23 protein-coding genes and 1 pseudogene are annotated in these 23159 nt (G+C 73.8%); 11 read left to right on the plus strand and 13 right to left on the minus strand.

The window, feature by feature from the left end; genetic code table 11:
• Positions 1-7: 7 nt before the first annotated feature.
• The 3 genes from ABEB28_RS37755 to ABEB28_RS37765 are packed head-to-tail and all read right to left on the minus strand — an operon-like array spanning position 8 to position 1923.
• The gene (locus ABEB28_RS37755; protein WP_345733100.1) at positions 8-562 is read right to left on the minus strand and encodes a hypothetical protein; all 555 of its coding nucleotides are present in this window, start codon (positions 560-562) and stop codon (positions 8-10) included.
• A gap of 4 nt (positions 563-566) precedes the next feature.
• Complete coding sequence (locus ABEB28_RS37760; RefSeq protein WP_345733101.1) at positions 567-1253, minus strand: hypothetical protein; 687 nt, start codon at positions 1251-1253, stop codon at positions 567-569.
• Positions 1254-1263: 10 nt separating this feature from the next.
• Positions 1264-1923: a hypothetical protein gene (locus ABEB28_RS37765; RefSeq protein WP_345733102.1), complete on the minus strand. Its 660-nt coding sequence runs from the start codon at positions 1921-1923 to the stop codon at positions 1264-1266.
• Between the two features lie 74 nt (positions 1924-1997).
• On the opposite strand from ABEB28_RS37765, the gene ABEB28_RS37770 reads away from it, so the two are divergent.
• The gene (locus tag ABEB28_RS37770) at positions 1998-2711 is read left to right on the plus strand and encodes a YwqJ-related putative deaminase (protein WP_345733103.1); all 714 of its coding nucleotides are present in this window, start codon (positions 1998-2000) and stop codon (positions 2709-2711) included.
• A 4-nt stretch (positions 2712-2715) separates the two neighbouring features.
• Here ABEB28_RS37770 and ABEB28_RS37775 read toward each other — a convergent pair whose 3' ends face one another.
• The gene (locus tag ABEB28_RS37775; protein WP_345733104.1) at positions 2716-3606 is read right to left on the minus strand and encodes an NAD(P)-dependent oxidoreductase; all 891 of its coding nucleotides are present in this window, start codon (positions 3604-3606) and stop codon (positions 2716-2718) included.
• 154 nt (positions 3607-3760) lie between these two features.
• Here ABEB28_RS37775 and ABEB28_RS37780 point away from each other — a divergent pair, with 154 nt between their 5' ends.
• Positions 3761-4090, plus strand: a complete 330-nt coding sequence (locus tag ABEB28_RS37780) for a winged helix-turn-helix transcriptional regulator (RefSeq protein WP_345733105.1) — start codon at positions 3761-3763, stop codon at positions 4088-4090.
• A 20-nt stretch (positions 4091-4110) separates the two neighbouring features.
• Here ABEB28_RS37780 and ABEB28_RS37785 read toward each other — a convergent pair whose 3' ends face one another.
• Both ABEB28_RS37785 and ABEB28_RS37790 read right to left on the minus strand, forming a co-directional pair.
• Positions 4111-4527: a hypothetical protein gene (locus ABEB28_RS37785; RefSeq protein WP_345733106.1), complete on the minus strand. Its 417-nt coding sequence runs from the start codon at positions 4525-4527 to the stop codon at positions 4111-4113.
• Complete coding sequence (locus tag ABEB28_RS37790; RefSeq protein WP_345733107.1) at positions 4524-7655, minus strand: dynamin family protein; 3132 nt, start codon at positions 7653-7655, stop codon at positions 4524-4526. The genes ABEB28_RS37785 and ABEB28_RS37790 overlap by 4 nt, the downstream gene beginning before the upstream one ends.
• Positions 7656-7793: 138 nt before the next feature.
• Between ABEB28_RS37790 and ABEB28_RS37795 the strand changes: the two genes are divergently transcribed.
• The 4 genes from ABEB28_RS37795 to ABEB28_RS37810 all read left to right on the plus strand — a co-directional run bounded on the left by ABEB28_RS37795 (position 7794) and on the right by ABEB28_RS37810 (position 11668).
• Complete coding sequence (locus ABEB28_RS37795; RefSeq protein WP_345733108.1) at positions 7794-8213, plus strand: hypothetical protein; 420 nt, start codon at positions 7794-7796, stop codon at positions 8211-8213.
• Positions 8214-8471: 258 nt separating this feature from the next.
• Positions 8472-9254 carry a phosphatase PAP2 family protein gene (locus ABEB28_RS37800; protein ID WP_345733109.1) on the plus strand — a complete coding sequence of 261 codons (783 nt, stop codon included), beginning with the start codon at positions 8472-8474 and terminating at the stop codon, positions 9252-9254.
• 131 nt (positions 9255-9385) lie between these two features.
• Positions 9386-10783: a DUF1996 domain-containing protein gene (locus ABEB28_RS37805; RefSeq protein WP_376981475.1), complete on the plus strand. Its 1398-nt coding sequence runs from the start codon at positions 9386-9388 to the stop codon at positions 10781-10783.
• Between the two features lie 108 nt (positions 10784-10891).
• The gene (locus ABEB28_RS37810) at positions 10892-11668 is read left to right on the plus strand and encodes an SDR family NAD(P)-dependent oxidoreductase (protein ID WP_345733111.1); all 777 of its coding nucleotides are present in this window, start codon (positions 10892-10894) and stop codon (positions 11666-11668) included.
• A 27-nt stretch (positions 11669-11695) separates the two neighbouring features.
• Here the strand turns inward: ABEB28_RS37810 and ABEB28_RS37815 are convergent, their stop codons facing one another.
• On the minus strand, positions 11696-13147 hold the full coding sequence (locus ABEB28_RS37815) for an NAD-dependent succinate-semialdehyde dehydrogenase (RefSeq protein WP_345733112.1): 1452 nt from the start codon (positions 13145-13147) through the stop codon (positions 11696-11698).
• Between the two features lie 74 nt (positions 13148-13221).
• On the opposite strand from ABEB28_RS37815, the gene ABEB28_RS37820 reads away from it, so the two are divergent.
• Entirely contained in the window at positions 13222-14139 is a 918-nt protein-coding gene (locus tag ABEB28_RS37820; protein WP_345733113.1) for a LysR family transcriptional regulator, read from the plus strand.
• Positions 14130-17168: an NACHT domain-containing protein gene (locus ABEB28_RS37825; RefSeq protein ID WP_345733114.1), complete on the plus strand. Its 3039-nt coding sequence runs from the start codon at positions 14130-14132 to the stop codon at positions 17166-17168. Before ABEB28_RS37820 ends, ABEB28_RS37825 begins: the two co-directional genes overlap by 10 nt.
• Here ABEB28_RS37825 and ABEB28_RS37830 read toward each other — a convergent pair.
• Positions 17146-18126, minus strand: coding sequence for a helix-turn-helix transcriptional regulator (locus ABEB28_RS37830; protein WP_345733147.1), 981 nt, complete (start codon positions 18124-18126; stop codon positions 17146-17148). The genes ABEB28_RS37825 and ABEB28_RS37830 overlap by 23 nt on opposite strands.
• Positions 18127-18217: 91 nt before the next feature.
• Between ABEB28_RS37830 and ABEB28_RS37835 the strand changes: the two genes are divergently transcribed.
• Entirely contained in the window at positions 18218-19039 is an 822-nt protein-coding gene (locus ABEB28_RS37835; RefSeq protein ID WP_345733115.1) for an SDR family oxidoreductase, read from the plus strand.
• 45 nt (positions 19040-19084) lie between these two features.
• Here the strand turns inward: ABEB28_RS37835 and ABEB28_RS37840 are convergent, their stop codons facing one another.
• The 3 genes from ABEB28_RS37840 to ABEB28_RS37850 all read right to left on the minus strand — a co-directional run bounded on the left by ABEB28_RS37840 (position 19085) and on the right by ABEB28_RS37850 (position 21295).
• On the minus strand, positions 19085-19537 hold the full coding sequence (locus ABEB28_RS37840; RefSeq protein ID WP_345733116.1) for a hypothetical protein: 453 nt from the start codon (positions 19535-19537) through the stop codon (positions 19085-19087).
• A gap of 30 nt (positions 19538-19567) precedes the next feature.
• Positions 19568-19948, minus strand: coding sequence for a hypothetical protein (locus ABEB28_RS37845; RefSeq protein ID WP_345733117.1), 381 nt, complete (start codon positions 19946-19948; stop codon positions 19568-19570).
• Between the two features lie 72 nt (positions 19949-20020).
• Positions 20021-21295, minus strand: a complete 1275-nt coding sequence (locus ABEB28_RS37850; protein WP_345733118.1) for a serine/threonine-protein kinase — start codon at positions 21293-21295, stop codon at positions 20021-20023.
• Positions 21296-21345: 50 nt separating this feature from the next.
• Here ABEB28_RS37850 and ABEB28_RS37855 point away from each other — a divergent pair, with 50 nt between their 5' ends.
• Both ABEB28_RS37855 and ABEB28_RS37860 read left to right on the plus strand, forming a co-directional pair.
• On the plus strand, positions 21346-21816 hold the full coding sequence (locus ABEB28_RS37855; protein WP_345733119.1) for a GNAT family N-acetyltransferase: 471 nt from the start codon (positions 21346-21348) through the stop codon (positions 21814-21816).
• A gap of 47 nt (positions 21817-21863) precedes the next feature.
• Complete coding sequence (locus tag ABEB28_RS37860) at positions 21864-22199, plus strand: YnfA family protein (RefSeq protein ID WP_345733120.1); 336 nt, start codon at positions 21864-21866, stop codon at positions 22197-22199.
• A gap of 90 nt (positions 22200-22289) precedes the next feature.
• On the opposite strand, the pseudogene ABEB28_RS43275 reads toward ABEB28_RS37860, so the two are convergent.
• Both ABEB28_RS43275 and ABEB28_RS37870 read right to left on the minus strand, forming a co-directional pair.
• A pseudogene (locus ABEB28_RS43275) lies at positions 22290-22679 on the minus strand (hypothetical protein); the annotation flags it as partial.
• Positions 22628-23077, minus strand: coding sequence for a hypothetical protein (locus ABEB28_RS37870; protein WP_345733122.1), 450 nt, complete (start codon positions 23075-23077; stop codon positions 22628-22630). The pseudogene ABEB28_RS43275 and the gene ABEB28_RS37870, both read right to left, overlap by 52 nt.
• Positions 23078-23159 lie beyond the last annotated feature (82 nt).

The raw sequence follows: 23159 nt of genomic DNA on the forward strand, positions 1-23159 counted from the left end.
AACTCGGTCAGTCGGAGAACGTGTCGGCGAGCTCGCGGTAGACCCGCTCGACCAGCTCCAGCCGCTGCACGTCGAAACGGCCGGGCTCGGCGTCGTAGACCGCGCGGCCGGCCAGGCTCCAGAGTTGCCCGACGGGCACGGCGTCGGCGCCAGGCGGCACGAACTTGCGTGCCTCGGCGACCGCCGCGGCCGCGGTGCGGACCTCCCGACGCGCGTGGCGCCGCTCGTCCGGGGTCATCCCGTCCGGCTCCGCCGGGATCGTGCGGGTGATCTCGTCGGCCACCCACAGCCACTCGCCGGCGTCGAGCAACTCGGACGGACGGTCGTCGCCGAAGCTCGGCTCGTCCGGGTCGGGCATCGGGGTCTCGTCGGGCAGGAGGAACGTGAACTCGCGCGGACTACCGCACTGGGGGCACACGCCGGTGTACCGGCTCAGCAGCTCACCCTCGACCAGGATCACCGCGGCGGTCCGGTCGAACTGTTCTTCGCCGCACACCTCGCACGGATGCAGGTCCATGAAGAGGTGCGCCTCGGCCACGGTGCGCGCCAGCCGGTGGGTCATGTTTTCACCCTACTGACCCACTCGACGCCGTCCGTCGGCCGTCCGCGGCAGCCACCGTGCCCGGACCGGCGGTGCGCCGCGCGTCGAGGTACGCGACGCCGTGCGCGAGCAGCAGTTGAGTGGCTCCGAGCGCGAACGTGAGCACCCGCTGCGGGTCGGTCTCGCCGGGTTCCTGCTGGCCCAGCTCGACGGCGACCTCCGCGAGCCCCTGGCAGGCCGCCCACAGGTCGGGCCAGAGGTGCGCCCACTGCCAGAGTTCGAAGACGCGCGGGGGCACGCGGGCGGCGACCAGCAGGCCGGGGACGCCGATCCCGTCCAGCGGCTCCTCCGGCGTGCTGCCGAGGCCGACCAGCAGCGGCTCCAGCCGATGGGCGCGGGCGAACGCGACCATCGCCGCCGGCTCCTCCGGGACCTCGACCAGGAGCCCCTGGGCGAGCAGACGCTCCACGAGCGACCCGGCGTCCCGGATCCCGGCTCGCTCCGCGGTGGTCACCAGCGCAGCGGACGTCCAGACCTCTCCCAGCGCGGACGGGTCCGGATGTGCGAGCGCCCAGACGTCCCGGGAGTCTTCGTCCGGCACCCGGACGACCTCCGGTCCGACCCGCACGGCGTGGTAGCCGGCCGGGGCGCCGGGCCCGGGATGGATCTCGCCGAGCAGGTGCCCGACGGGGAAGACGAGGGGTGCGGCCATCGGCCCGATGTTAGTGTCCCGCGCCGAGTGCGCGGTCGAGGTAGGCCGCGTTCGCGGCGAGCAGGGGGTGGAGGCCGCCGAACGAGGCGGCGAGCGCCCCCTGCTCGTCGGCCCAATCCCCGTCCGCACCGGCTGCCGAGCCTGCACCGGCCGCGGAAGGAAGGCCGATCGGCAGGCCGGCGGCGGCCCGGTCGGCGGCGGCGCGGCAGGCAGCAACCAGGTCGGTCTCCAGGTGAGCCCACGCGAACAGGCCGTAGGTCGCCGCGTCCACGGCGACGATCGGGCGCCCGGGCAGGCCGATCCGGTACCGGTCCGGCTCCTCGGCGGTGTTGCCCAGGCCGAGCATGAGCGGCACCAGGCGATGCCGCGCGGCGAACGCGACCCCCGACTCGTTCGCCGGTGCGACGTCCGCGAGCAGCCCGTCGGCCGACAACGCCGCGAACGCGGACTCGGGCGCAGGCAGTCCGAGGTCGGCGGCGAGAGCGAACAGCGACTCCCGGGTGGTGCCGGACGGCCGGTCCGGCGCGCCGTGTGCCAGCGCCCACACCGCGAAGCGGACGTCGTCCAGAGCGAACACCTGGGTGCCCAGCCGTACCCGCTGACGCGCGCCCGCGTGCGGATCCCACGCCGCGCCCAGGCACTGGCCGATCGGGAGTACCAGCGGTGGCATGCGGGATACCTTATCGGCGCCGGGATCGCGATCCGGTTCCGGCCGGGCGGCGGTGGCTGGATACAGTGGGCTGCATGGCGGCGCTGAACCGGACCGAGGCCGAGGACGTTGCCCGGCGGTGGATCGCGGAGGCCGCGCCCGGCGCCGAGCCCGTCCTGCACGAATTCGCGCTCGGCTGGGTGATCTCCGCTCGCTACCCCGTGCTGGACCGGGACCAGATCGGCGTCCCCAGCATGGTGCTCGACCGGGAGTCCGGCGACCTGATCGTCGGCGGTACGTTGCCGCCGCCGAACATCGCCGCGTGGTACGAGCGTGGCGTACGGGCCGAGGCCGACCGGCTGCAGGGCCGGCCGCCCGAGGAGCCGACCTCCCAGGGCCCGGCGGCGCGGTTCTTCCCGGCGACGATGAGCCGGTTGACGATCGCCGACCGCAGCTGGGTCGCGCGCAGCGCCCGCTCGGACGTCGCCCGGCCGCCGCACCCGGTGGTCACCGCGTTCTTCGACGCGATGCCGGCCCAGTACCGCGAGCGCGGCTGCGAACGCTCGTCGGAGGCCGCGGTCTTCTCGGAGCTGTTCTGGGCCGAGGAGAACGCGCGGGCCGAGGCCGAGCGTCCCCCGCTGGCGCTGGCGGACGCGCGCGAGCTGGTCCGGGGAGCGCGGCTGGAGACGTTTCGCATCCGCGAGGACGCCGACCCGTCCGGCGGAACCCCGCTGCGCTCCGGTCTACCGGTCTTGCTGTTCCTCGACTACCTCGGGCTGAGCCCGGACGCCGCCGCACCGGGCGAGTAAGCAGTCACGTTCGCGGCGCCGGCTCCCTGAGCACTTCGGTCAGCGCCGAGATGCTGTGGTCCCCGTGCCCCGCCGCAGCCGCCCGCTTCAGCAGGTCGTGCAGGGGAGCGAGCCAGCCGGTATCGACGTTCGTCTCCGTCGTCAGGTCGGCGTCGTGGGCGGCGCCCGCGAGGAAGAGGTTCACCGAGGAGGCGGCGTCGGTGTAGTCACCGGTGTCGATCTCCTCGGCGTAGGTCGGCAGCAGAGACTTGATCATGTCCAGCCACTTCTCGGCGAACCGCACCATGCTGCCCGCCTCCAGCCCACGAGCCTGGACGGCTGCGGCTCCCTGGAAGAAGCCGACGAGCGCGGGAAGCAGTAGTGCGCCCACGGCCATTTCGTACACGGCGGCGAGGTCGGGCTCGACCCCGAGGTGGACGGTGTCGCCACCCAGGACCCGTAGCGTCGCTTCGTACTCGTCGAATACGGTCTTGTCGCCGCTGTAGTACAGCAGCGTGTCCCGCCCACCGACCGCCGTCGGCACGTTCTTGACCGCTCCGGCCAGGAAGCGAGCGCCACGGTCGGTCGCCCAGGCGGCCATCGCGCGGGCGCCCGCAGGCGAACCGCTGTTCACGGTGACGAGCGCCCGTCCGGACAGCGTCACCGCAGCCGGCTCCAGGGCGGTGCTGGTGTCGTCGAACGTGGTCAGGCAGGTGATGATCAGCGGGCTGGCCGCCACGGCAGCTTCGATCGTGCTGGCGTGGACGGCACCTTTGGCCACTAACGGCTCGGCCTTGGCCGGTGTGCGATTCCATACCGTCGTCGGGTGCCCTGCGTCGACGAACGCCTCAGCCAGTGCCCGGCCCATCGAGCCCATCCCGACGATGGTCACGGCGGTGGGGAAGTTCCTCGTCATGCGTCACTCCAGCCAGCAGATGGACAGCTCGGGCCGCAGAGCGAGCGCGAAAAGCGTCCGGCGCGGCGTCGGTTCCATCGTTGGGTCGCACGCACATTTCAGCAAGTACCTACAATTCTGTCCGGTACTGACAGTTTTGTTAGTGGGAGGCCCGATGGGCAAGCGGAGCTACACCTGCGGGCTGGACGCAGCGATCGCCGTCATGGGCGGCAAGTGGAAAGGGCTGATCCTGTTCTCACTCGGCGACGGGCCGCTGCGGTTCGGGGAGTTGAGGCGCGCCGTACCCGGCATCAGCGAGCGAATCTTGATTCTTCAACTCCGGGAGATGGAGGCCAGTGGCCTGGTGCGCCGCGAGGTGTACCACCAAGTGCCGCCCAAGGTGGAGTACTCGCTGACCGAGTTCGGCAGCTCCCTCAACGCGGCACTCGCGCCGCTCGGCGAGTGGGGTGAGGAGCACATGGAGCGAATCGAGGCCATTCCCTGACGGAGCAGCACCGCCTGCGGTCAGCGGCCGGTCACGAGCACCACTCCGAGCGCGACGACGCAGATCAGTAGCGCGATCGCGAGCCCGTACGTGAAGCGGCGGAGCCGGTCGATCGTCGCCGCGTTCGCGGTCGCCAGCTCGCACAGCTGGTCGAGGGTCTCCGCGGCCTCGTCGACGCGCTGCCGGATCTCCTCGGTGCCGGCGGTGGTCGCCCGCACCAGCTCTCCGATCTGCCGGGTCAGGCGCTGCCGATCGGCTCGGTCGTCGCCGAGCAACTCGTCGAGCGTCCGCAGCCGGACGTCGAGGCCGGCGATCGTCTCCCGTAGCTCCGCACCGAACGGGGCGAGCGTGGGCTCCACCGCACGTTTGGTGATGTCGGTGACCGCGTCGGACAGCAGTGTCACGGTCTCCTGGTGCACGTCCCTGGTCGTGGTCAAAGGTCCCCTCCGTTGAGCTTGCTCAAGGTCCGCAGGCGTGCCAGGTGGGTCGCCGCCTGGTCGCGTCCGTCGGTGGCGCGGGCCCGGTCGTCCGGGTGCGGGTCGCGCTCGACCACCGCGATCTCGGTGGCGAGCCCGTCGGCCAGCCGGGCCAGCTCGGCGTGCAGGTGCGCGACGAACCGGTCCACGGCCTCGACGACCGCGTGCTCGCCGTGCTCCCGGCTCAGCCTCCAGGCCGCCGCGACGAGCGCCCGGTTGGCGTCCGCATCGGACCGCCGCCGCCGCGGGTCGAGCAGTGCCCGGAACCGCTGCCAGCCGCGTCGCCACTCGGCGGTCGTGGCGGCGGCGTCGACGCCGGCGGCGGCGAACGGCTCGGCGTCCCAGGTCAGCTCCAGCAGCCCGACGCGGCGGCCGGACAGCCGCGCGGCGACCTCGCCACCGAGCGTGGCGCAGTCGTCGGCCAGGCCGTCCCGGACCGCGCGGTTGAGCTCCTCGATCGCGGTCGCGAGCCGGGGCCGGGCGGCGGTGAACGCCCGGCGGCTGGTGAGGCCGTGCACGATCTCGCCGACGCGCGCGGTCCCGACTCCGAGCCGGTCCGTGGTCCGGGTGCGCAGCCACGGCTCACCCCACGCCGCGGTCCGCAGCTCGGTGCGGAGCGCGTCGAGCTGCTCGGCTTCCTGGCGGAGCGTCCGTAGCCGGGTGAGCCGGCCGTCCTCGGAGTCGGCGAGCCGCTGCAGCCGACGCACGTGCCGTCCGTGCACGTCGTCCAGCACCCGCTGGGCGCGCTCGATCCACGATCGCAGCAGCGCGCGCCGGGTGGTGAGCACGTACCGGCCGAGGTCGTCGGCGAGCGCGCGGAAATCGTCGTTGAGCTCGGACACGACCTCGGTGAAGTACGTTCGCGGTGGCTCCTCCCCCGCGGTCGACAGGGCGTTCTCCACCGTCTCGCGGACCCGGTCGGCGTCGCGCTCGACGACGCCGCGGCGGGTGATGACGAAGAAGAAGCGGGACGGGTCGCTGGTGCCGAGCCGCTCGCGGAGGAACGCGAGGTTCGCGCTGTCCTCGCGGCTGGCCGGTTTCGCCCCGTCGAAGCAGTACACGACCGCGCTGTGCCGCTGGTCGCGGACCGCGCGGTGCGCGGTGATCCGGTGGTGCGGCACCGGGGCGTCGGTGCCGGGCGTGTCGACGATCGTGACGTGCCGCAGCAGCGGATGCGGCAACCCCACCCGCAGCGTGTCGACGCGCAGCGCCAGCGACGGGTCGCGGGTGAGGTCGGCGAACGCGCGCTCCCGCTCCACCGTGCCGGGCCACTGGTCCGGCACGGTGGCGAACCGGCGGATCGTGACCTCCGCCGGGATCGACAGGTCGGTCACCCGCGGCCGGTCCAGGCTCGGCGCCAGGTACGCGTGCAGCGGCGCGTCGCCGGCGAGGTCGAGCATCTTCCAGAGCCGCCAGAACGCGGCTTGGCCGCCGTCGCGCGTCGGCCGACCGGCCAGCGGGTGGAATACGCAGTCGCGGGCCGCTACCGCGCGGTCGCGCAGCCAGCGGCCCACCGCGCGGATGTTCTCGACGTGGACGCGGACCTGGTTCGGTTCGGCGCCCGGGGAGAGCAGCCGCAGCTCGATCTCGGGCAGCCAGCTCACGTCGAGCCCGGGCTCCGGCGCGTACTCGACCCGGTTGACGGTCGCGGTCGTCGGGCGCGGCGCGGTGGGCAGCAGCGTCGTACCGGTCCGGACGCCGAGCAACGCGTTGATCAGCGACGACTTGCCGGAGGAGGATTGGCCCAGCACGGCCACCTCGAGCTGGTCGTCCAGGATTCCGGCATGGATCTCGACGAGCGCGTCCCGTTCGGTCGCGGTGGCGCCGAGCGTCTCGTCGGCCGGCGCGGCCTCCAGCAGCGCAGCCAACTCGTCGCGGAGTTCCGCGTAGGACCGGCCGAACGCGAGCGGTGCGGCGGCGTCGCGCGGCGGCCGGACCCCGGCGTCGCGGACCGCCGCGGCGGCGTAGCGTTCCACGGCCGCGTGGGCGTCGCGGTCGACGAGAGCGCGCAACGCCTCGGCGGGCCGGGCGGCCTGCGCGAGCCGGGTGATCCGGGCCAGCCGGTCGTCCAGTTCGATGACGCCGGGGCCGTCCCGCTCGATGCCGAGCAGGTCGGCGAGCAGGTGCAGCGAGCCGAGCCAGTCCGGGTGCCTGGCCATCAGCGCCATCGTGTGGCGCCGGACGAACTCGGCGCAGAGCGCCTCCCGGCTGCGCCCGGCGGCCGCGCCGAGCGCGCCGGTCCACCGATCCGGTGCGGTCCGCGTCCGGAGCAGTGCGACGCAGTGCAGCACCGTGTCGCGCTCGGGGCCGGGTCGTGCCAGCCGCCGCACCGCGAGCGGAAGGGCCAGGCCGACGTCGAGCCCGGGTACGGTCAGCTCGTCGACGCCCGCCGCGGCCGTCGGCGCGAGTTCGGCCTCCCGGCGGTTCTCGACCAGGACCAGCGGCACGCGCCGAAGTGCCTCCAGGGCCTGCGCGTCCAGCTCGGTGATCCCGCGCCGGGGCACGACGTAGAGCACGCCGGCGTCCGGGCGGCGGGCCTCGGCCAGGGCCGGCCCGGTCAGATCGTCGACGCCGTCCAGCCCCGGGCAGTCGACGATCCGGACGCCCCAGTCGCGCAACACGGCGGCGGGCAGCAGGGCACGGACGCGGCGCAGCTCGGGCAGCCGCCCGAGGTCCGGTGTGTCCAGCGGTGCCCGGATCCACTCCGCGGGCTCGCCGGTGGTGCCGCCCAGGCCGAGCCAGAGCTCGGGCGCAGGCGCGTAGGCGTACTCCACCGGGACCGGCGTACCGGGGCCGGGGCGTTCGGCGAGGCAGACCAGCCCGGAGGCACCGTCGGCGAGTAGCGCGGTGGTCAGCGCGGTCTTCCCCGCGTCGGCGGGCCCGAGGACGACGAGCGTGAAGTCCGGAACGACGCCGAGGCGAATCCGGTGGTCGGTGCGCTCGGCGGCGTCGTAGGCGGCGCGGACCGCGGCCGGCAGGACGGCGATCGCCGCGGCGTCGCCGTCGGGGCCCCCGACATCGCCGAGCGCATCCAGAGCCCTGTGGTCGCCGGGCCCGGCGGAGGTGTCGAGGGTGGAGGGCACGGTCACGCTTCGCAATTCTAGGGGCCTTTGTCCAAAAGAAGACGAATTGCCCGATCGGCCCGTGCGCCGTTTCGCGCGGTTCCGGGGCCACGCACGCGGCAGCGGCGGCAGGATGGGCGGTCCAACCGTGGAGGATCATCGATCGTGAGCAGTCCGCACTCCCCCCAGCCCGTGCCGCCGTTCCCGCCCCGGACACCGGGCCGCGGGCACGTCCCCGTTCTCGCCGGCATCGCCGGGCTCCTCGTCGGCGCGTTCGCGGTCGGAGCCGTCTGGCTGGGCACGTCGCTCGTCGGCGACGACGACACCGGTCCGGCCGCGGACGCCGCCACGGCCTGCCAGATCCTGGACGGGATCGACACGGCGAGCGCGGACGCGCTCGGGATGGTCTACGCCTACCGCATCAGCGCCGCCTCCCAGCTCGCCGCGGCGGCCGCCAAAGAGGATCGCCGCTACCAGGGGCTGGCCTCGGACACGCACTCCGCGTCGCAGGCCGCCCAGTACGCGGACATCGCGACGGCGAACAAGGAGATCGAGGCGGCCCGCGCCGCCTGCGCCGACCTCTGACGCGCCGCGAGGGTCCGGTGTTGCTCAGGTCCACTACTGTGGCGGCCCGCACAGTGTTCACGGCGGCCGACGTACCTCGTGGACGACGCCCCGGTCGGCTGCCGGATCGTGGAGACCCGCAGCGCACGGTGCCCTAGCCAACCGGCTAGGCTGACCTCTGTCCGCCCTAGCCGGTCGGCCAGCGGTGAGCCGCGCATCGGAACGCCGCACCGGGACACCGGACGGACCGGCGGGCGAGGCGCAGGAGGGGCGACCAGCGTGGTACTCGAGGCACATCGGACGTACCTCCGGCCCGGGCGCCCGTCCCCGCCGGCCGGGACACGCCCGTCGTGGCGCCGGGAGATCCTCCTGCTGATCGGGTTCCTCGTGCCGTACGACCTGATCCGGGCGGCGGCCAGCGACGACCGCGGCCCGGCCCTGGCGCACGCCCGCGCGATCCTGACGCTGGAGCGGCACCTCGGCCTGGACGTCGAGGCGTGGCTCAACGCGGCGGTCACCAGCGTGCGCTGGGCCGAGCTCGCGACCGCGTTCTGGTACGCCGGTCTGCACTACCTGGTGACGCCGCTGGTGCTGCTCGCCCTGTACCGGCGCGCGCCCGAGCGGTACCGCCCGGCCCGGTCGGCGCTGGTGCTGGCCACCGCGGTCGCGCTCGTCGGCTACCTGGCGTACCCCACCGCTCCCCCGCGGATGCTGCCCGGCTACGTCGACACGCTGATCGCGACCGCCGACGTCGGCTGGTGGCCCGACCACAACTCGGCCGGCCTCAACCAGCTGGCCGCGATGCCGTCGATGCACGTGGGCTGGTCGCTGTGGTGCGGGCTGGTGCTCGCCGGCTTCGCCCGGTGGTGGTGGCAGCGCCTGCTCGCGTTCGGCTATCCCGCGATCACGACCGTCGCCGTGGTCGCGACCGCCAATCACTGGACGCTGGACGCCGTCGCCGGCGGCCTGCTCGTGCTCGGGGCGTGGGCGTGGTACGGCCGACGATCTGCCCTGAAATCCACCTTTCGCCAGGTAGAGGGCGTGCCGATCCGCGAAACCTAACGGTTTGCTGTGAACCGCGTCATCCGTGGCGCCGTATGGGACATCGGGGTCGGTGAACTCTTCTCGACCGGCGACCGCTGAGGTCGCGCGGCGGCGAGGAGTCCACTTCGTGTCACAGCGCTCGGCGGAGGATGACTCAGTTGCAGAAGAGATGGACGATCGGCGCCGTCATCGGCGTCGCCGCGGCCGCAATCACCGGAACGACGCTGGTCGGCGTGTCGTCCGCGAGTGACCAGCAGGTGGCGGGCTCGTCGCCGGGGCGGATCGTCTGCCCGGACGTGCGCGGGCAGCTGCCCGCGATCCCGGCGCGCGCCGCCGCCGAGGTCGACCGGAACCTCGCGCAGCTCCAGACGCAGATCGACGAGGCGAACAAGCGGCTCGCCACCTCGGCCGGCGAGGGGGGTCGCAACTTCGTCCAGAACGCGATCCTCGGGCCGCTGAAGGACAAGCGGACCGCGACCGTCGACCGGATCGTGATCTCGATCGGACGCGCGGCGCCCCGCCCGAACCTGGACGTCGCCGCGCTGGCCACCTGCCGCGTCGAGGGCGCCGGGAACACCGCCCAGCCGAGCACGGCGGCCCCCACGACGGCCGCACCCGCGACGGCGGCGCCCAGCGCGTCCGCGTCGAACCACGGGCACGTGCAGCGGGGGCCGGTCCCCGCGGACTTCGTCTCGATCCGGAAGGTCCGGCCGACCCGCAGCACGCTGGCCCGGACGACCCGCCGCGGCTCGGGCGGCACGTTCACGGCGCGCTGCGGCAACAACGAGCGCGGCCACTTCAACTCCGACAACGTCATCGTCGCGCCCGGCGTCGGCAACGGCGCGCACCACCTGCACGACTACGTCGGCAACACCACGACGTCCGCGGCCTCCACGGACCAGAGCCTCGCCGCCGGGCGGACCACCTGCCGGGATCGCGGCGACCGGTCCACGTACTACTGGCCGGTCGTCCGGGACATCACCAAGACCAAGAAGCAGAAGCGGGTCCCGGGCGAGCTCGACGCCGACCTCAACGTCGGCAAGGTGCTGCGGCCCCGCGTCACGATCACCTACTCGGGCAACCCGTTCGCGAAGGTCGCGCCGATGCCGCGCTTCCTGCGCGTGCTCACCGGGGACGCCAAGGCGTTCACCAACGGCGGCGCCAACCAGCGCGCGAAGTTCACCTGCCGGGGCTTCACGAACCGGATCAGCACCGACAAGTACACGCTCTGCCCGGACGGCCGCGGCTTCACCCGGATCTCGGAATTCCCGAGCTGCTGGGACGGGAAGAGCACGGACAGCGCCAACCACCGCACGCACATCGTCTTCCCGGACGCGGCGGGCAAGTGCCCGCGGGGCACGGTCGCGGTGCCGAAGCTGACGATCACGCTCACCTACGACGTCCCGCGCGGCCCGTCGTTCGCGATCGACGGCTTCCCCGAGCAGCTGCACAAGCCGATCAACGACCACAACGACTTCATCAACGTGATGTCCCCCACGTCGATGAAGCGAGTCGTGAACTGCATCAACACCGGCCGACGCTGCTGATCGGTCCTGCGGTGGGCGGATTCCACTCCGATTCGCCCACCGCCGGGGCCACCGCGTGGTCGACTCGGTCCGGGCGTCCGACGAGGGCCGCCGGAGAGGAACCCCGACGTGGCGTACGAACTGGACTTGAAGGACCGCCGGGCGCTGATCACCGGCGCCGGGCAGGGCGTCGGCCGCGGCATCGCCCACGGTTTCGCGGCGGCGGGCGCCGAGGTGATCGTCAACGACCTCCGCACCGAGCGGGCGCAGGAGGTCGTCGACGAGATCCGGGACGCCGGCGGGGCCGCGACCGCCTCGGCGTTCGACGTCACCGACTACGCGGCCGTCACCGCGGCGGTCGAGGCGCTGGGCGGCGTGGACATCTTGATCAACAACGCCGGCAACGCGGGCGTACAGGGCTTCGCGGGCCTCGGCCGGTTCGTCGAGACCACCCCCGCCGACTGGGAGCCGTTCCTCCGGGTCAACCTCTACGGCGTCCTGCACTGCGCCCATGCGGTGCTGCCGGGCATGATCGCCAAGGGCTGGGGCCGGATCGTGACGATCAGCTCCGACTCCGCCCGCACCGGTGAGGCGAACATGGCGGCTTACGCGGCAGCGAAGGCGGGTGCCGCCGGGCTCACCCGCTCGCTCGCGGTGGAGACCGGGCGGTACGGGATCACCGTCAACACGATCGCGCTCGGGACGATGCGCACCGAGGCCACCGAGGGGCTCTGGTCCGACCCGGAGAACCCGATGGCGAAGTCCCTGCTGAAGCGGTACGCGGTGCGCCGCCCCGGGCTGCCGGAGGACGCCGCCGCGCTGGCCGTCTTCCTGGCCGGGCCGCAGGCATCTTGGATCACCGGACAGACCTACCCGGTCAACGGCGGGATCTCCTTCGCGCAGTGAGCTGGGTGCCCGGCGCCGCCGGGCTCCTCACCAGGCGACCGAGAAGTACTGGGTCTCGCAGAACTCCTCCAGGCCGGCGCGGGCGCCCTCGCGTCCGATCCCGGATTGCTTCACGCCGCCGAACGGCGCGGCCGGGTCCGACACCAAGCCCCGGTTGACGCCGACCATGCCGGCCTCGATCCGCTCGGCGAGGTGCAGGGCGCGGCCGAGGTCACCGGCGTAGACGTAGGCGGCCAGGCCCATCTCGGTGTCGTTCACCCACCGCAGCAGCTCCTCCTCGTCGGTCCACGCGACGATCGGCGCGACCGGGCCGAAGATCTCCTCGTCGAGGATCGCGGCGTCGACGGGCACGTCGGCCAGCACGGTCGGGGCGACGAACCACCCCTTCGACTCCGGCACCGCGGCGGTCGCCGCGACCCGGGCACCGGCCGCGACGGCGTCCTGCACCAGCGCGGTGACCCGGTCGACGGCCGCGCCCGAGATCAGCGGCCCGATCTCCGCCCCGCCGTCGGCCGGTCCCACGGTCAGCGCCTCGACCCGCGCGCCGAACCGGGCGGTGAACTCACTCACGACGTCGGCGTGCACGTAGAACCGGTTCGCCGCGGTGCAGGCCTGGCCACCGCCGCGGAACTTCGCGACCAGCGCGCCCTCGACCGCCGCGTCGAGGTCGGCGTCCGCGGTGACGACGAACGGCTCGTTGCCGCCGAGCTCCATCGACGTCTTGACGACCCGGTCGGCGGCCTGCCGGAGCAGCAGCTGCCCGACTCGCGTGGAGCCGGTGAACGAGATCTTGCGGACTCGGGGGTCGGCCAGCCAGGTGCCGACGATCGCCCCGGCGTCGGTGGAGGGCACGAGGTTCACCACGCCGGCCGGCACCCCGGCCTCGGCGAGCAAGCGCACCACGGCGATCGCGGTCAGCGGCGTCTCCGCCGCCGGCTTGAGCACGACCGTGCATCCGGCGGCGAGCGCCGGAGCGATCTTCCGCGTCGCCATCGCCGCCGGGAAGTTCCACGGGGTGACGAGGGCGGCGACGCCGACCGGCCGATGCGTGACGAGCGTCCGAGTGCCACCCGCGGGCGACGAGCCGTAGTCGCCGCCGGTGCGGACCGCTTCCTCGGCGAACCACCGGAAGAACTCGGCCGCGTAGACCACCTCACCGCGGGCGTCCGCGAGCGACTTCCCGTTCTCCACCGTGATCAGCGCGGCCAGATCGTCGGCGTCGCGCAGCATCAGCGCGTGGGCCCGGTGCAGGATCTCCGACCGGGCACGCGGTGCGAGCGCCCGCCAGCCGTCGAACGCGGCGTGCGCGGCGTCGACCGCCGCCGTCGCGTCCCGGGTGTCGGCGTCGGCGACCGCGGCCACGACCCGCCGGTGGGCGGGGTCCTCGACGTCGAACAGGCCGGCACCGCCCCGACGGTGTTCACCGCCGATGATCAGGCCGCGGGTCGGGTCGAGCGCTTCGATCAGTCCGGTCCTCATGCTTCCAGCGTCGCCCCGTCCGCCTATGCTGTCCAATACCTGTTCGTCATCCTTTCGATGCCTGCGAGGCATAGGTGGAGCTGCGCACCGTCGGGTACTTCGTCGCGGTCGCCGACGCCGGCACGGTGAGCGCCGCGGCCGAGGCCGTGCGGGTGACCCAGCCCGCGCTCTCCCGCCAGCTGCGCGGCCTCGAGCGCGACCTCGGCGTCGACCTGTTCGAGCGGGTCCAGGGCCGGTTGCGGCTCTCCCCCGCCGGGCGGGCGCTGCTCCCGCACGCCCGAGACCTGCTGGAGCGCGCCGAGGCGCTGCGCGCCGCCGCCGACCTGCACGCGCGCGGGCGGCTCACGCACGTCACGATCGCCGCGCCGACGACCACGCTGACCGACGTCGTCTCGCCGTTCCTCGCGACGCTCGCGCCGGACGACCCGGTGCCCGCCGTCTTCGCCTCCGACGGCCTCAGCGCCGACGAAGCACGGCGGCGCGGCGCGGATCTGGTGTTCACCGCCGGCCGGACGCAGCCGCCGCTGATCTCCCGTGCGCTGCCCCCGCTGTCGGTCTGGGCGTACGTTCCGCGTGGCCACCGGTGGGCCACCGCGTCGTCGGTGACGCTCGCCGACCTCGCCGACGCCGAGCTGGTCGTCCTGCCGGCGGGGCATCCGGCGCGCCTGGCGTTCGACGCCGCCGCGGTGACCGCGGGGGTCGCGCTGCCGGTCGCCGTCGAGGCGAGCAACGGCACCGTCGCCCAGGCGCTGGCCGCGGCCGGGCGCGGCGTGGCGGTCGTCTCCGACGATCCACGCTTCGACCTGGTCGGGTTGGCGGTGCTCGCGGGCGGGGGCGAGCCGGTCAGCGTGCGCCTCTCCTGCGCCTGGGACGCCCGGCATCCGGCCGCCGCACTCCTCGCCGACCTCGCGGCCCGGATCGAGCGGTACGTCGTGGCCACCTACGGTCCGGGCTACCCTGACCCCGCTTACGGGGAGGCGCAGTGGGACTGACTTACGCCGACGCGGTGCTGTTGCTCGGTGGCCGCCAGAACAAGATCGTGTCCGCACTGGACACGCTGACCGGAGGCGCCCTGCTCGCGGCGTCGGCCGGCGGCTCGGCGCTCGCGCTCAGCCTGTTCGACGCGAAGGGTGAGCTGGCGCGGCTCAGCCACTCGCTGGTCAACGGCTTGAGCGAGCGGATCCGCGGGCTCGGCCGGTTCGAGCGGAGCGAGCGGCTCGCCGCGGCACACGCGATCGTCGTCCTCACCGCGTACTTCGAGGAGCTGGCCGCCGCACCGCTGCCCTTCGCGCCGGAGCAGCTCCGGCTGTCCGCCGCCGACCAGACGCGCCTGGCCGGCCACCCGAGCGGCGGAGACGGGCTTCGCCCGGTGACCGCGGCACTGTTGCGAGCGGACGTTCCGCTCCCCGGCCCGGACCAGCCCTACGAGGCCATGGTGAGTACCCTCCGGGCGTACTACGAAACCCTGTCCAGGGCCGTCATCGACCTACTGAACGGACTGGCCGTCTGGGACGACCTGACCGAAACCGAGCGCGAGACGTGCGCCTCTACGCTCCGGCGGGCGCTGCCGCCCGGCGCCGTGGCCCGGTACGAGGAGCTGGTGCGCCGGCTGGCGCTGGAGTGCCCGGAGGTCGGTCTCTGGCTGAACCTCGTCGATCACCAAGCAACCCGTGCGGTCGTGCGCCAGGGATTCGACCAGCTGGAGCAGACCCTTGCCGCGCTGGCGTCCGGCCGGCTGCCGGACGATCGGCGGCACGCGCTGACCCGTGCGTACCGCGCCGACCTCGACCGCTCGATCGCGTCCACCGGTGACATCCCGGATGGCCTTCGGCTGCCCTCGCTGCACGCCGGGTACATCACCCCGCGGTTCTGCGTCGCCCGCGGCGGGCGCGGGGCGCGGTTCGCGGAGGAGTCCTGGTGGGACGACGTACCGGTCCGCGACGACCTCGAGGACTTCCTGGCCGGCTACCTGACCACCCCGCAGGCGACCGAGGCTCCGCTCCTGGTCCTCGGCCAGCCCGGGTCCGGGAAGTCGGTCCTGACCCGGGTGCTGGCCGGAACGCTTCCGCCGGGCGAGTTCCTCGTGGTCCGGGTGGTGCTGCGCGACGTCCCCGCCGACGCCGACCTGCAGACCCAGATCGAGGACGCCGTCCGCACCGTTACCGGCGAGGAGCTGACGTGGCCTGCGCTCGCTCGCAGCGGCGGGGGTGCGCTCGGCGTCGTCATCCTCGACGGCTTCGACGAGCTGCTGCAAGCCACCGGCGTCAGCCAGACCGACTACCTGCAGCGGGTGGCCGCCTTCCAGCAGCGCGAGGCCGATCAGGGACGTCCGGTCGCCGTGGTGGTGACCACGCGGACCGCGGTCGCCGACCGCGCCCGGACGGTGCCCGGCACGGTCGCGGTGCGGCTCGAACCGTTCGGCGAGAGCCAGGTCGCCCACTGGCTGGAGATCTGGAACGACCACAACGCGGTCGCGACGCCCGGCCGCCGACCACTGAGGCCGGCGACCGTCCTCGCGCACGGCGAGCTCGCCTCGCAGCCGCTGCTGCTGCTGATGCTCGCGTTGTACGACGCGGAGACCGACGCGCTGCGCTCCGACGAGCGGCTGCGCACCACCGAGTTGTACGAACGGCTCCTGCTGCGGTTCGTCGAGCGGGAGCTGCACAAGACCGGCACCGGGCCAGCCGACACCCACGCGATCGAGCAGGAGCTGACCCGGCTCGCCGTGGTGGCGTTCGCGATGTTCAACCGCGGCCAGCAGTGGGTGACCGAGGCCGAGCTCGACGCCGACCTGGCCGCGTTGTTACCGGAACCGGCCGCCACCGACCCGGCCGGCCGCGGCCTCCGAGCACCCTCGAGCGCCGCCGAGGTGGTGGTCGGACGATTCTTCTTCGTCCACGAGGCACGCGCCACCCGGGACGACACCCGGCTGCGGACCTACGAGTTCCTGCACGCCACGTTCGGCGAGTACCTCGTGGCCCGGCTGGTCACGCGGGAGCTGGACGAGCTGGTCGACACGGTCCGGCACGCCACCCGCCGCGGCCGTCCCCCGGCGGCCGACGACACGCTCCTGCACGCGTTGCTGTCGTTCGTGCCGCTCACCAGCCGGGCCACCACGGCGGCCTTCGTGGCCGAGCGACTGGCGACGTTGAACGGCCCGGACCGAGAGGCGCTCCGCGACGTACTGCTCGGGCTGTTCCGCCGGTCACTCGACGCCCGGCACGACGACCGCCACCGCGGATACCAGCCGTGGCGGGCGTCGCTCCCCGCCCGGTGCGCCACCTACTCTGCGAACCTCGTGTTGCTGGCCGTGTTCGCCGCCGGGGAGATCACCAGCGACGAGCTGTTCCCGGACGACGATTCACCGGTGGACCGCTGGCGGGACCTCGCGTTGCTCTGGCGGTCACAACTGCGGTTCTGGGGCACGGTGGCCGAGTCTCTCGCGGTGGAGCGGACCAGGGCTGACGGTCGTCGCCGCGTCCGGGTGCGGGCCCGGGAGACTCCCGCCGATCGCGGCGACATCTGGGGCCTGGATCCGCGGTGGTTCCACGACCTCGACCCCGCGATCGCCGGCCTCTGGTTCACCGGCTACCAGAGCGACGAGGTGGTCGCCGGGACGACCCTCGCCTGCGCGCAAGGGCTGGACACCCTCGTGCACGCGTTGGCGCCGCTGTTCGGCACGCTCGGCACCGCGGCCCTGAACACGTTCATCGACGCCCGCGCCGAGTACGAACTCCGTCGGTACCCCGGTCGGATGCCCTCCGACGGCGTCCCGGTGCCGTGGGAACCGGTCTCGGGTGTGCACGCGCTGCTCCGGCTGTGGCTGGCCCGCAGCCGGGACGCGCCGATCGACGACCTCGCCGGTGCGTACGCCGGGTGCCTGCCGTTCGCCCGCGACTTCGGTGACCGGCCTCCCGTCCACGGGTACCGGGAGCTCGTCCTGGGGATGTTCGCGCAGGATCGGGCGCGCCTTCCCGAGGACTTCGTCGCGTCGGCGATCACCTATCTGGGTGCCCGTTGAGTGCGTCGGCGGCGCGGTGCATGCGGGTGGCCAGCGTCCGCAGGTGCGTCCGCAGCTCGTCGGGTTCGACGACCTCGAACTCGAACCCGAACGTGCTGACCCAGACCGCGAGCTGGTCGAGGTCGTCCGAGCCGATCCGCAGCTGACAGCGGTCCGGCCCGCGCTCCTCCACGGTCCCGAGCCACTCCGGCACCTCGGCCCGGACGTCGTCCGGCGCACCGTGCAGGACCAGGACGGCCTCGTACCGGTACGGCACGCGGGTCAGCGCGACTTCGAGGTAGCGCGCCAGGTCCTCGGCGGGGAGCGGCCTCGGCGCGAAGCGCGGGCCGCCGGGCGTCCGGAGCCGGAGGCGGTCGACCCGGAACGTGCGCCAGTCGGCTCGGGCCACGTCCCAGCTGAGCAGGTACCACCGGCGCCCGGAGCTCACCAGGCGGTAGGGCTCGACGTCCCGCAGCGAGGTCTCGGCGCCGGCGCTGGTGTAGTCGAACCGTAGGCGGGTGGTGTCCCGGATCGCGGCGGCGATCGTGACCAGCGTCGTCGCGTCGACCGACGGGCCGCGGTGCGGCAGGCTCACGACCGCGGCGCTGAGCGTCGTGACCTGGTACCGCAGCCTCGACGGCAGCATCGGGTCGAGTTTGGTCAGTGCCCGCACCGAGCTCTCGGCGATGCCGGTGACCGCCGCTCCGGACGCGGCGCCGCGGAGCCCGACCGCGACCGCGACGGCCTCGTCGTCGTCGAGCAGCAGCGGCGGCAGCGACGCACCGGCGGCCAGCCGGTACCCACCGCCGACGCCGCCGATCGCGTCGATCGGGTAGCCGAGCGAGCGGAGCTTCTCGACGTCACGGCGCACGGTGCGGTCGGTGACGCCGAGCTCCTCGGCCAGATGGCCACCCGTCCACTCCCGGTGGGTCTGCAGGAGACCGAGTAGGCGCAGTAACCGCGCGGACGTGTCGAGCACGTGGTCGATTCTGCCGGGGATCGCGGACAGGAGTTGACCGCGATCGTCCGTACGGTCGGCGCATCGCTCCTCCCCCTGATCGGAGAAACCCATGACCGTGCTCGTCACCGGCGCCACCGGCAACGTCGGCCGACCGCTCGTCGACCAGCTGCTCGCCGCCGGACACCCGGTGCGGGCGCTGACCCGGAACCCGGCGACCGCCGACCTGCCGGCCGGCGCGGAGGTCGTCGCCGGGAACCTCACCTCCGACGAGGACCTGCCCCGGATCTTCGACGGTGTCACCGCCGCCCACCTGATCACGTTCGGCGACGACTACGCGCCGCTGACCAACGGACCGGAGATCGCCGCGGCCGCCGCCAAGGCCGGCGTCGAGCGCCTGACCGTGCTCCGGGGCGACGTCGAGCGGAGCCCGCTGGAGGAGGCGCTGGACGCCGCCGGGCTGCGGTGCACAGCGCTCTCGCCGGTCGAGTTCATGTCGAACACGCTCGGCTGGGCGGAGACGATCGTCGCCGAGGGCGTCGTCCGGGAGGGCTTCGCGACGGCGCGGAGCGCGCTGGTCCACGACGGCGACATCGCGGCGGTCGCGGCGACGGCGCTGACGTCCGAGAGCCACGCCGGCCGGGACTACTGGCTCACCGGGCCGGAGGTGCTCACCCCGCCCGACCAGGTCCGGATCCTCGCCGAGGTACTGGACCGGCCGATCCGGTTCGTCGAGCTGTCCCGGGACGAGGTCATCGCGCAGTGGCGCGCGGAGGGGTACGGCGCGGACGACATCGAGTTCTTCCTGACGATGCGGACCGACCCGCCGGAGGCCGGGTACACGGTGCTGCCGACGATCGAGGAGGTCACCGGCGCGCCCGCCCGCACGTACGCCCAGTGGGTGGCCGAGCACCGCGCCGCGTTCGGCGGCTGAATCCGGCGAAGCGACCGCCGGTGTCCCAGTGACCGCGCCCCAGCCTCAGCGCCCGCCGGTGAAGGAGGCCGCCGGCACGAAGAGCCGATGGCCGGAGCCGTAGGTGACCGTCGCTCCGGCCGGGCTCCATTCGACGGTGAGACGCTCGGCGTCCGTGCCGGTGCCCGCGTCGAGGCGGACGGGGTGCCCGTAGCCGCCGCTGGGGTCGCTGCCCAGCACCAGCACGTAGTGGTTCTCCCGCGATGCCGCAGCGCCGGAGGACTGGAGTGCCGCGATCGGCGCGCGCACGTGCCGGAGCACGGCGACGTGGCGAACGTTGTCGGCGTAGACGACCCCGGCGGGCTGGCGGTACACCGCGACGACGGTCGAGCGGGGCCACCAGAGCGCCACCGCGACCGCGAGCACCGCCACGATCGCCGCGCCGCCCAGCGCCCAGCGGAGCCCCGGCGGCCGCTTCTCCGGCAGCGGGCGGGTCGGGGGCGACGCGAGGACGTTCACGTCCGGAAGTGTGGCACCCCGGCGCACGCGCTACCGGTCGTCGGTCAACTCGCTCAGGAGCTGCCGCAGCTCGGCACCGGGCGCGCCGAAACCGCCACCGGCCTGCCGCCTGCTCAACTCCGGACGGTCGGCGAGGTGGTGCGGCGAGCAGGCGAACCGCATCGTGTGCCGGAGGAGCTGCTGGTGGTAGTCGAGCAGCACCGCCGCGCGGCGCCGCTGCGGGGTATCGGTCGGCAGCGCCTGCAGCAGGTCCCAGTAACGGCCGGACAGCCGGGACGCCGCACGGGCCCAGAACCCGACGACGTCGGCGCCCCCGGACAGCGCGGCCAGCGCGTCCTCGGCGATCGGCTGCAGGGAGACCGCCTCGCGCAGCGTCGCGGCGAGCGTCTCGTCCACGATGGTGCGCGCCACGATCGCTCACCTCCTCACCACGGGAGGAGATTCACTCTTCGCTGGACCCGCGCCGTGGTCAAGGCCGGTTGGTCAGCCGGAGCGTTGGGCCTGTCCCAGCACGACCCCGACCGCGATGCTCAGCGCTGCCAGCAGCGCGATCGCCACGGCCAGGACGATCCAGGTCCGCCGGCTGAAGCCCTCGTCCTCGCCTGACCAGGCGTCGATCCGGCGCCGGACCTCCTCGGACGAGAGCGGCTCGACCGGACCGGAGGGGAACGGGACGGGCTCGTCGTCGGGGGCCGCGTGCCGCCCTTTGCGCCGGGCGGGCGTGCGCCGGGGTGCGTCCACGGCCACCCGCGCGTCGTCAGCGGCGGCGCGCGCCGGTCCGTCGTCCCCGGCGATCGGATCCCGGGTGGTCGACCTGGATCGCCGCAGCGACCGGCTCACCGACCGGCGGCCTCCGCCGGTGGTGCCGGTCGCCGCCCGCAGCAGGTCCTCCTCGATCCGCAGCGGGGTCTCCGCGCCGGTCAACCAGGCCGGGCCCAGCTCGGCCGCCGCAGCCGCGGCGAGGAGCAGCCCGAAGTCCTTCGCCGACTCCGGGCGCTCCGAGGGATCCCGGCGCAGCGCCTGCCCGACGACCGCCGCGAATCGGTCCGGCATCCCGCCCGGCAGCTCGGGGCCGCGGTAGATCTGGTGGTGCAGCATCTCGGGCACCGGCAGGTCCACCGGGTACGGAGGACGCCCGGTGAGCATGTGGTAGGTCACGCCGGCCAGCGCGTAGACGTCGGTGGCCGGGCGAACCTGCTGCCCGAGGATCTGCTCCGGCGCGGCGTAACCGGGCGTTCCGACCAGCGAACCGCTGGTCACCATGCTGCCCTCGAAGATCTTGGCCAGGCCGAAGTCGGTCACCTTGGCCGCACCGTCGGCGGCGAACAGCACGTTGTCGGGCTTGACGTCCCGGTGCACGATCCCGCGGACGTGTGCCGCGTGCAGGGCGTCGGCGACCGACAGCGCGATCGCGCACGCCTCCTCCGGCCGTAGCCCGGCGTCGAGCCGGTCGGTCAGGGTTCCGCCCGGGCAGTGCTCCATCACCAGGACGCACAGGCCCTCGTCGTCGGCGTAGTCGTGGACGTGCACGACGTGTGGATGGTCGAACGCCGCCATCACCTGCGCCTCGGCGAGGAACCGACGCTCGGCGGCCGGGTCGTGCATCGACAGCACCTTGATCGCGACCGGCCGTCCGAGCTGGCGGTGGCGCCCCTCCAGAACCAGCCCGAATCCGCCGCTGCCGACCTGCCGCCCCAGCTCGTAGGAGGGCAGCGCATTCGCGATCTTGGCCCGGTCGAACAGCACGTCGCTAGCCATAGCACACGATCCCGGTTGCGACCCAACCCGACACCGATACCGTCGGACGGGTGGATGCCGTGCTGACCACCGCACGCTTGACGCTGCGCCCGGCGGCCGACGCGGACGTGGCCGCGCTGCGCGCGCACTGGGGCAGGCCGGAGGTCCGGCGTTTCCTGTTCGACGGCAGCCCGCCGACGTCGGCTCAGGTCCGCGAGCTGCTGCCGGTCGTCTGGGTGGTGTTCGAGCGCACGACGTCGACGCTGGTCGGCGCCGTGGGGCTGCGGACGCTGGACGGCGTGGGGCCGGAGGTCCTGTACAGCCTCGAGCCGGAGCACCAGGGACGCGGGTACGCGACCGAGGCGGTCGGCGCCGTGGTCGGCCACGCCCTGGGCGTCCTGCGGCTGCCGTGCGTCGTCGCCGAGGTCGATCAGGCCAACCGCGCGTCGGCCGCGGTGGCCGAGCGGCTGGGGATGCGACCGTTCGCCACCGTGCCGGGAGCGCTCGGGCCGCTGGTCCGGTACCGCCGGGAACCCGGCTGACGGCCCTGGCGACGACCGCCGCCGCGGGACGTGATCGGATCCGGAGCGTGACGATCGTGCGCTCGCTGCTGCTCTTCGCCCTCGCGGCGCTCGCCGAGATCGGCGGTGCCTGGCTGGTCTGGCAGGGCTGGCGGGAGCACCGCGGCGTGCTCTGGATCGCCGGCGGTGTGCTGGCGCTAGGGGCCTACGGGTTCGTCGCCACCTTCCAGCCGGATCCGAACTTCGGGCGGATCCTGGCCGCCTACGGCGGGATCTTCGTCGCCGGTTCGCTGGCCTGGGGCGTCGTCGTGGACAAGTTCCGGCCCGACCGGTGGGACCTGATCGGCGCCGTGATCTGCCTCGTCGGCGTCGCCGTGATCATGTACGCCCCGCGCGGGCACTGACCGCAACCTGCCTCGGACCGCGAGGAGTCCGCACACGCCCCAGACCAGGAAGAACGGGGACCACAGCAGCAGGTCCCAGCGCGCGGTGTCGGCGGTCGCGGCCGAGGTGTCGGCGAGCAGCCGTTGCACGCTGCCGACGCCCTGGAGAAGCGCCCGCGTGATCATCAGTACCGCCGCGGCCGCGACCGCGATCGCCGCGATCCGCCGCCGCGCGGCCGCCCTCAGAACGACGATCCAGGCCACGGCGAGTCCGACGCTCACCCAGTGCCCGAGCACCGTCGCGGGCTCACGCGCCAGCGCGGCCTCGATCGCCTCCGCCGGGAGCGGCGCCTGCCGGAGCCCGAGGGTGCCACCGAGTGCCCAGTAGAGCTTCAGCCCGCCGTACGCCGCGGTGCACGCCACCGCGGCGCCGAGAGCGCGCTGCCGGGTCACCGGAGTTCCCGGGTCCGGCGCTGGTAGGAGAGCACCATGGTCAGCCACAGCCCGGCCAGCACCGCCGACTGCAGCGCGCTCCCCACGGCTGACCAGCCGTCCGTGGCGAGCCGGAACACGACGAACGGCACGCCGGCCGCGAGCGGCACCAGCGCGCCCCACAGGCCGGTCAGGATCAGCCATCGGGGCGGCAACCACCGCGCGACCGCGCCGTCGCGGGGCACGACGGTGGCCACCGCGAGCAGCGCGGCGACCAGGCCGAGGGCGGCGAGCGCCCACTGCCGCTGGGGGACGTAGCCCAGCTGCTCGTACGCCTCGGGCGGTACGGTCGCCCCGCCGGGGAGACCCAGCCGGCCCTGCGTCGCGTAGTACGCCTTGCCGGCGGCGTACCCGAGGAACAGGGTCGCGCACAGAGCGGCTGGCCACACGTACCGGGGAACTCGCATGTCGGTGCCTCCTCGACCTTCGGGACGACACCTACGTTCCGCTCCCCACGTGCACGGCGCGTCGTGCGCGGGGCTACGGCAT

The sequence above is a fragment of the Cryptosporangium minutisporangium genome (assembly GCF_039536245.1).
GTDB lineage: Bacteria > Actinomycetota > Actinomycetes > Mycobacteriales > Cryptosporangiaceae > Cryptosporangium > Cryptosporangium minutisporangium.

Coding starts and splice junctions, on each gene's coding strand:
- ABEB28_RS37770 (WP_345733103.1), top strand. CDS start 1,998: ATGGCGGCGCTGAACCGGACCGAGGCCGAGGACGTTGCCCGGCGGTGG.
- ABEB28_RS37805 (WP_376981475.1), top strand. CDS start 9,386: ATGACTCAGTTGCAGAAGAGATGGACGATCGGCGCCGTCATCGGCGTC.
- ABEB28_RS37775 (WP_345733104.1), bottom strand. CDS start 3,606: ATGACGAGGAACTTCCCCACCGCCGTGACCATCGTCGGGATGGGCTCG.
- ABEB28_RS37870 (WP_345733122.1), bottom strand. CDS start 23,077: ATGCGAGTTCCCCGGTACGTGTGGCCAGCCGCTCTGTGCGCGACCCTG.
- ABEB28_RS37760 (WP_345733101.1), bottom strand. CDS start 1,253: ATGGCCGCACCCCTCGTCTTCCCCGTCGGGCACCTGCTCGGCGAGATC.
- ABEB28_RS37755 (WP_345733100.1), bottom strand. CDS start 562: ATGACCCACCGGCTGGCGCGCACCGTGGCCGAGGCGCACCTCTTCATG.
- ABEB28_RS37765 (WP_345733102.1), bottom strand. CDS start 1,923: ATGCCACCGCTGGTACTCCCGATCGGCCAGTGCCTGGGCGCGGCGTGG.
- ABEB28_RS37815 (WP_345733112.1), bottom strand. CDS start 13,147: ATGAGGACCGGACTGATCGAAGCGCTCGACCCGACCCGCGGCCTGATC.
- ABEB28_RS37835 (WP_345733115.1), top strand. CDS start 18,218: ATGACCGTGCTCGTCACCGGCGCCACCGGCAACGTCGGCCGACCGCTC.
- ABEB28_RS37780 (WP_345733105.1), top strand. CDS start 3,761: ATGGGCAAGCGGAGCTACACCTGCGGGCTGGACGCAGCGATCGCCGTC.
- ABEB28_RS37850 (WP_345733118.1), bottom strand. CDS start 21,295: ATGGCTAGCGACGTGCTGTTCGACCGGGCCAAGATCGCGAATGCGCTG.